Raw genomic sequence first — 5,312 nt, 5'->3', positions numbered from 1 at the left:
AGCACCATGCCCCGGGTGGAATTTGCACGCAGGGGGGCAGGAGTGGCGGATTCGGGATTATTTGACATCACGGCGGCCGAATTTAGTCTTATCCGCGAGGGCCGCCAACGGTCACTGGCACAAGGGCCACCTGCCCGGCGAATAATCCATCTACCCATCCTATCTGAAAGATCAGATACAAGCCGAAACCGAGGCTTAGCACCCCGGAGGCCAGCCGCATGAAAATGTTGAGGTTGGGCAGCCGCGAGGCATATACCATGGGAGCCGCGATAAGCGAAGTGATGAGCATCATGCCCGCCACGGTACCCAACCCGAATATCGCGAGATACCCCACCGCCCAGGCTGGATCCCGGATGGCAGCCAGCACCAGCAAAGCCACCGCGGCCGATCCGGCCAATCCGTGCACCACGCCCACGATCATGGGACGGATCAGCAGATAAGGCTTCAACCCCCCGAGCTTCTTGTCCAGCTTCGCTTGTGGCGTATCGTCTTCGGCGTGACCGTGGTTGGCACTCCCGTGGCCATGGCTGTGAGCATGCACGTAATCCCCATGCACATGGGTGTGCAGATGACCGTCGCCCCCATGGCCGTGTGGATGTTGCCCGGCCAAGGTGTAGGCAACCTGCTCGCGGATACTCTGGGTAACACTGGAAAGGGTAAACAGCCCTAGGATGACGAGCATCACCGCCACGGCAAACTCCATGGCGAGCCCCACCTTGGGCGGAATCACCACGCCGAACAAAATAATGGCACCGCCCACCGCCAGCACCGTCACCGTATGACCCACTCCCCAGAGGGCCCCGATGAGCGCCGCCCACTTGAGATTACGCTCCCGGCTGACGATCGTGGATACGGCGATGACATGGTCGGCATCGGTTGCGTGCCGCATCCCGAGGAAGAACCCGAAAGCCAGCAGCGAGAAAAACGCCGTCATGGTTTCACGCGCCGCGCAAGCTCAGCTACGCATTACTTCTTGGGAAGCCCCGTGGACTGGCGCGCCACCAACTGCCAGCGGCCATCGCGCTGGACCCACACGTTCAAGTAATTCAACGACAACTGGCGCCTCTCTCCTTTGAACGCGACATCCAAATGCGTCGTGGCCATCACCGTGGCGGTGTTGCCATAGAACTTGACGCGGCTATTCTCGCGTTTGAAGGAATAGATCTTGACATCCCCCGAAGAGAACAAGGGAAAATAGCTCGATTTTGAATGCGTGGCGCCCTGCAAGGTTTGGTAGACGAAATCCTCCGCGAAAATCTGGTCCATGGTCTTGAGATCCGCGCTCATCATGGCTTCGTAGCGCAGGTCTTCGAGCCGGTTGAGGTCCGCCTCGGTACTGACCTGAGCCCATGCGGGAATAGCCATCGCCAATAGCCAAAGGGATAGAACGATACACACGCGTTTCATGTTGGGGTCTCCTCGAATTGTTAGTAGAGAGCCTTCTGCCTGGAACCGGCTTAAACTCGCTTTTCGATTGTGCCAGAGAATTTTCCATACATGAACGAAGTCTTCGTCCACGACCCCCTGATCCGCTTTTCCCACTGCGACCCGGCTGCCATCGTTTATTTTCCCGACTTTTTCGACTTGGCCCATGCCACCATGGAAGACTGGTTGCGAGAGGGCGTGGGGTGCGCGCTCCCCGATCTCATCCGCCAGCGCCGCATCGGGACGCCGACGGTGAATATACAATGCAACTTCATCAAGCCCGTGGCGATGGGCGAGACGCTGCGCTACGAATTGCGCGTGACCAAGCTCGGAGGCGCATCGGTGCAGCTCCAGTACCACGGTAAGAAGGGCGGTACCGAATACCTGCGCATCGCGCAGACCATCGTTTTCATGAACCTCGACACGCAAAAAGCCGCGTCTATTCCCGAGGACTTGCGTCCTCGTATCGAGAGATTTCTATGCACTCCTTAGTTATTCGCAACGGCAGCACCGCCGACGGCACGGGACAGCCGCGTTTTGTGGCCGATATCGCCATCGATGGTTCTCTGATCACCGGCGTCGGCAAAGACATAGGCCCTGGCCACCGCGAAATCGATGCGGGCGGCCTGCTGGTCACGCCAGGCTTCATCGATGTCCACACCCATTACGATGGCCAAGCCACCTGGGATCCCTTCCTCACGCCTTCGTCCTTGCACGGCGTGACCACGACCATTTTCGGGAACTGCGGCGTGGGCTTCGCCCCCGTGCGCCCGGGTGCCGCACCCTACCTCATCAACTTGATGGAAGGCGTGGAAGACATCCCCGGCACCGTGCTAGCCGAAGGTGTGAAATTCAACTGGGAGACCTTCCCGGAATACTTGGACGTGCTGGACGCGGCGCCCAAGATCATGGATATCGGCGCCCAGGTGCCCCATGGCGTGCTGCGCTTTTACGTGATGGGAGAGCGCGGCGCGGATCACTCCAGTGTGCCCACGGAATCCGAGATCGAATACATGGGCAAGCTGCTGGAAGAAGCCTTGCGAGCAGGTGCTTACGGATTGACCACTTCGCGCACCACGAAACATCGCACGCTCGACGGCCGTCTCACACCCAGCCTGTCGGCGAAAGAGGCGGAGCTCTTCGGGCTCGCACGCGCCATGCGCCGCGCGGGACGCGGCGTGATCGAGGTGAATTCAGACTTCGGCCCGGGAGAATATGAGGCGATGCGCGCCGTCGCGCAAATCGCGCAACGCCCGCTCTCGGTGCTATTGCTGCAAGTGAACAACGCGCCCGAACTGTGGCGCGACACCCGCGCGCACATTCACGCCGCGCGCCAGGCAGGCATCGAGGCCAATGGCCAAGTTGGATGCCGCCCCATCGGCATCATGATGGGCTTCGAAACCAGCATCCACCCCTTCCACACTCATCCGGCGTGGACTGCCATGGCAAATCTCACGCCCCGCCAGCGCTACGAACGGCTGCGGGACGACGCGGCGTTACGCCGCACCTTGATCGAACAGCGCCCGCGGGACGAACACACCCGAACCATCGAAGAACGCTTACCGCGTACTTATATTTTCGATGACAGCTACGACTACGAACCCCTGCCCTCCTCCAGCATCGCGGCCCAGGCCCAGCGTGCCGGAGCCAGCCCATGGGCCATCGCTCTGGACGCCATGATGGCCAACGAAGGGAAAGGCCTTCTCACCCACACTTTCGAGAATTATTCGGAAGGAAACTTGGAGGTTATTCGAGAAATGCTCCTGGACGAAGCCACAATCATGGGCCTGGGAGATGGCGGCGCCCACGTGGGCACCATTGTGGATGCCAGCGCACCGACCTTCCTGCTCACCCATTGGGCCCGCGACCGCAAGCGCGGAGAACAAATCCCGCTGGAGTTCTTGATCCGGAAACAAACCCGCGACAGCGCACTCGCGTACGGATTGAAAGACCGCGCCGTCATCGCGCCGGGGTACCGAGCGGATTTGAACGTGATCGACTTCGCCCGCTTGCGCTCCCACAAACCCGAGGTGGTCTACGACCTACCCGCCGGCGGGCGGCGCCTCACGCAGCGGGCGCAAGGTTACAAGCACACCTTCGTGGCCGGGGTGGAAGTGCTGCGCAACGATGAACACACGGGGGAGTTACCGGGGAAGTTGCTGCGTTGATCTGTGGTAAACGCTTTTTTTTCAGATAAGTTTTTTAAGCGTATGCCGCCGGTTACGCGTATGCGGCCTGACTTCGCTAGGCCAGCGTCCTTTTTCCGTCGCGCTCGCCCACGCCGCGCTCGTGAGAACCTCCGCGCTTTCCAGTTCGTAAATAGCGCTGTAGCGCGGCTCGCCCTCGGCGGCCAAGGTCTTGCGTTCACCGCCCAGCATCATCACCAGCGGCTCTGATTTGCAACGCACCGCCGACAGGACACCCGGCACGGTCAATATCAGCGGGACGTGCTCCTGGTCGTAGACTTCATTGAACAAAGCTTCCTTGGCGGGATCGACATCCATGCTCGCCGTGAAAATGTACTTCGCCTTGGGATGCATGCTGGCTCCTAATCGAAACTGAATCCAACGGTACGAGTGTAAAAGTGCAGTCCCTCGTCTTGGATGACGAAGGAGCGCATTCGCTGCGTGCCCTTGTTGTGATGCGAGTGTAACTTGGTGGCCGGTGTGATTTGCGCAGCGCCCGTGGACCAGTCCACGCGCTGGCGATCGATCATGGAATGAATGCCATCGCCTTGTATGGCGAGCGTCACCGCCGCGCCGTTGTGACGGTGCGCTCGCTGGTCGCATTCGGGGGCAAGGGTGTTGATGGCGCAATTGATGGCGGGACTGGTGTTATAGGTGGGCGCTAATTCCGCGCTGGTGAATTGAATGGATGAGCCCGTCGTTTGAGCGGTTATGGGTCGCGCCCACACTGCATCGAAGCGGCTCTCGATTTCCTCCGAGGGCCAATGGGTCGTGGCGAATACGGCTTGCTCGCGAGAAGGGGGACGCAGACGTTGAAAGGCAAGCAGCGGTTCATCCGTCACTCCGAAAAGCACGCAGGATTCACTACCCGCCGTGTGCACAGTGCGCGCACCGCCAGGAAAACAAAATACATCGCCCGCGTGCCAGCTAACGACATCGCCTCCATTGGAGCTTTCTCCCGCGCCTGCCATCACGTAGAAGATCTCGCCAGCCGCGACAAAGCTTGTTTGCAACAACTCGCCGGGGCGAATTCTGAAGTAGCGGCACAGCAACGTGGGCGTGGTGGCGGGATAGCCGCACGCGAGCACGTCCGAGGAATCCAGCGGGATCAACCCCGTGGGGGCGGCGGCGGCAATGGCCCGGTCGCGTTCCGCCAAGAACTGACGCATGGGTACCTCCGGCCAGGAGAAATCGAAACCATTCTCGCCCGATCTGTAGCGGGCACGCTGGGCGTAGGGGGACTGCGTCCTAAAGAGTTCTGCTTCGGCTTGTGCGATAGGACTGTTCATGACGTCTTCCTTATTCAATCGGATTGCCGAAATATATTCCTCTTGTGCCGCCAGTCAACTAGGCCATTTCAGCCAATTTTACGGCGCGGCCCAGGCGGGCCGATGTTTGCGCCGCTAGGCAGAAGCACAGGATCTCTCTCCCCTGCTCGCCCGTGAGCAGGGGGGCGATCCTTCCAGGAGCGCGCCGATGTGATGCCGCGTGGCCTGCAAGAAACTACATTCCCAGCCCGCTTCAGCGTCAGAGAAGGCGTGCATCTTCCCGTCTGAGAACAGCATCACTGGCGGCAGGTCCGCGATGCGCCCGTGGCCGCGCGTGACGCAGATCACCCCCTTGGTGCCGGTGATCTCGATGGGGTCGTGCTGAGCGTAGTGCTCGGTTAGCACTTGCAACTCTGGGGAGTAGACGATCTCC

6 protein-coding genes are annotated in these 5,312 nt (G+C 60.3%); 2 read left to right on the top strand and 4 right to left on the bottom strand.

What is annotated here, in order from left to right; genetic code table 11:
- Positions 1-88: 88 nt before the first annotated feature.
- Together EXR36_15305 and EXR36_15300 are read right to left on the bottom strand one after the other, a co-directional pair.
- The gene (locus tag EXR36_15305; protein MSQ60957.1) at positions 89-934 is read right to left on the bottom strand and encodes a high-affinity nickel-transport family protein; all 846 of its coding nucleotides are present in this window, start codon (positions 932-934) and stop codon (positions 89-91) included.
- A 32-nt stretch (positions 935-966) separates the two neighbouring features.
- Positions 967-1,593: a nuclear transport factor 2 family protein gene (locus EXR36_15300; protein ID MSQ60956.1), complete on the bottom strand. Its 627-nt coding sequence runs from the start codon at positions 1,591-1,593 to the stop codon at positions 967-969.
- Here EXR36_15300 and EXR36_15295 point away from each other — a divergent pair.
- Both EXR36_15295 and EXR36_15290 read left to right on the top strand, forming a co-directional pair.
- Positions 1,498-1,917 carry an acyl-CoA thioesterase gene (locus tag EXR36_15295; GenBank protein MSQ60955.1) on the top strand — a complete coding sequence of 140 codons (420 nt, stop codon included), beginning with the start codon at positions 1,498-1,500 and terminating at the stop codon, positions 1,915-1,917. The genes EXR36_15300 and EXR36_15295 overlap by 96 nt on opposite strands.
- The gene (locus EXR36_15290; protein MSQ60954.1) at positions 1,905-3,593 is read left to right on the top strand and encodes a D-aminoacylase; all 1,689 of its coding nucleotides are present in this window, start codon (positions 1,905-1,907) and stop codon (positions 3,591-3,593) included. The genes EXR36_15295 and EXR36_15290 overlap by 13 nt, the downstream gene beginning before the upstream one ends.
- 21 nt (positions 3,594-3,614) lie before the next feature.
- Here the strand turns inward: EXR36_15290 and EXR36_15285 are convergent, their stop codons facing one another.
- Entirely contained in the window at positions 3,615-3,965 is a 351-nt protein-coding gene (locus EXR36_15285; protein ID MSQ60953.1) for a hypothetical protein, read from the bottom strand.
- A gap of 8 nt (positions 3,966-3,973) precedes the next feature.
- Positions 3,974-4,900, bottom strand: a complete 927-nt coding sequence (locus EXR36_15280) for a cupin domain-containing protein (GenBank protein ID MSQ60952.1) — start codon at positions 4,898-4,900, stop codon at positions 3,974-3,976.
- Positions 4,901-5,312: the final 412 nt, after the last annotated feature.

Source organism: Betaproteobacteria bacterium (genome assembly GCA_009693245.1).
Taxonomy (GTDB): Bacteria; Pseudomonadota; Gammaproteobacteria; order Burkholderiales; family SHXO01; genus SHXO01.
Note: the sequence above shows the minus strand (reverse complement) of the source record. Positions and strands in the feature narration are given on the sequence as shown.

What these genes read in the sequence shown, in the direction of transcription:
- EXR36_15285 (MSQ60953.1), bottom strand. Translation starts at nt 3,965, where the DNA reads ATGCATCCCAAGGCGAAGTACATTTTCACGGCGAGCATGGATGTCGAT.
- EXR36_15305 (MSQ60957.1), bottom strand. Translation starts at nt 934, where the DNA reads ATGACGGCGTTTTTCTCGCTGCTGGCTTTCGGGTTCTTCCTCGGGATG.
- EXR36_15295 (MSQ60955.1), top strand. Translation starts at nt 1,498, where the DNA reads ATGAACGAAGTCTTCGTCCACGACCCCCTGATCCGCTTTTCCCACTGC.
- EXR36_15290 (MSQ60954.1), top strand. Translation starts at nt 1,905, where the DNA reads ATGCACTCCTTAGTTATTCGCAACGGCAGCACCGCCGACGGCACGGGA.
- EXR36_15300 (MSQ60956.1), bottom strand. Translation starts at nt 1,593, where the DNA reads ATGGGCCAAGTCGAAAAAGTCGGGAAAATAAACGATGGCAGCCGGGTC.
- EXR36_15280 (MSQ60952.1), bottom strand. Translation starts at nt 4,900, where the DNA reads ATGAACAGTCCTATCGCACAAGCCGAAGCAGAACTCTTTAGGACGCAG.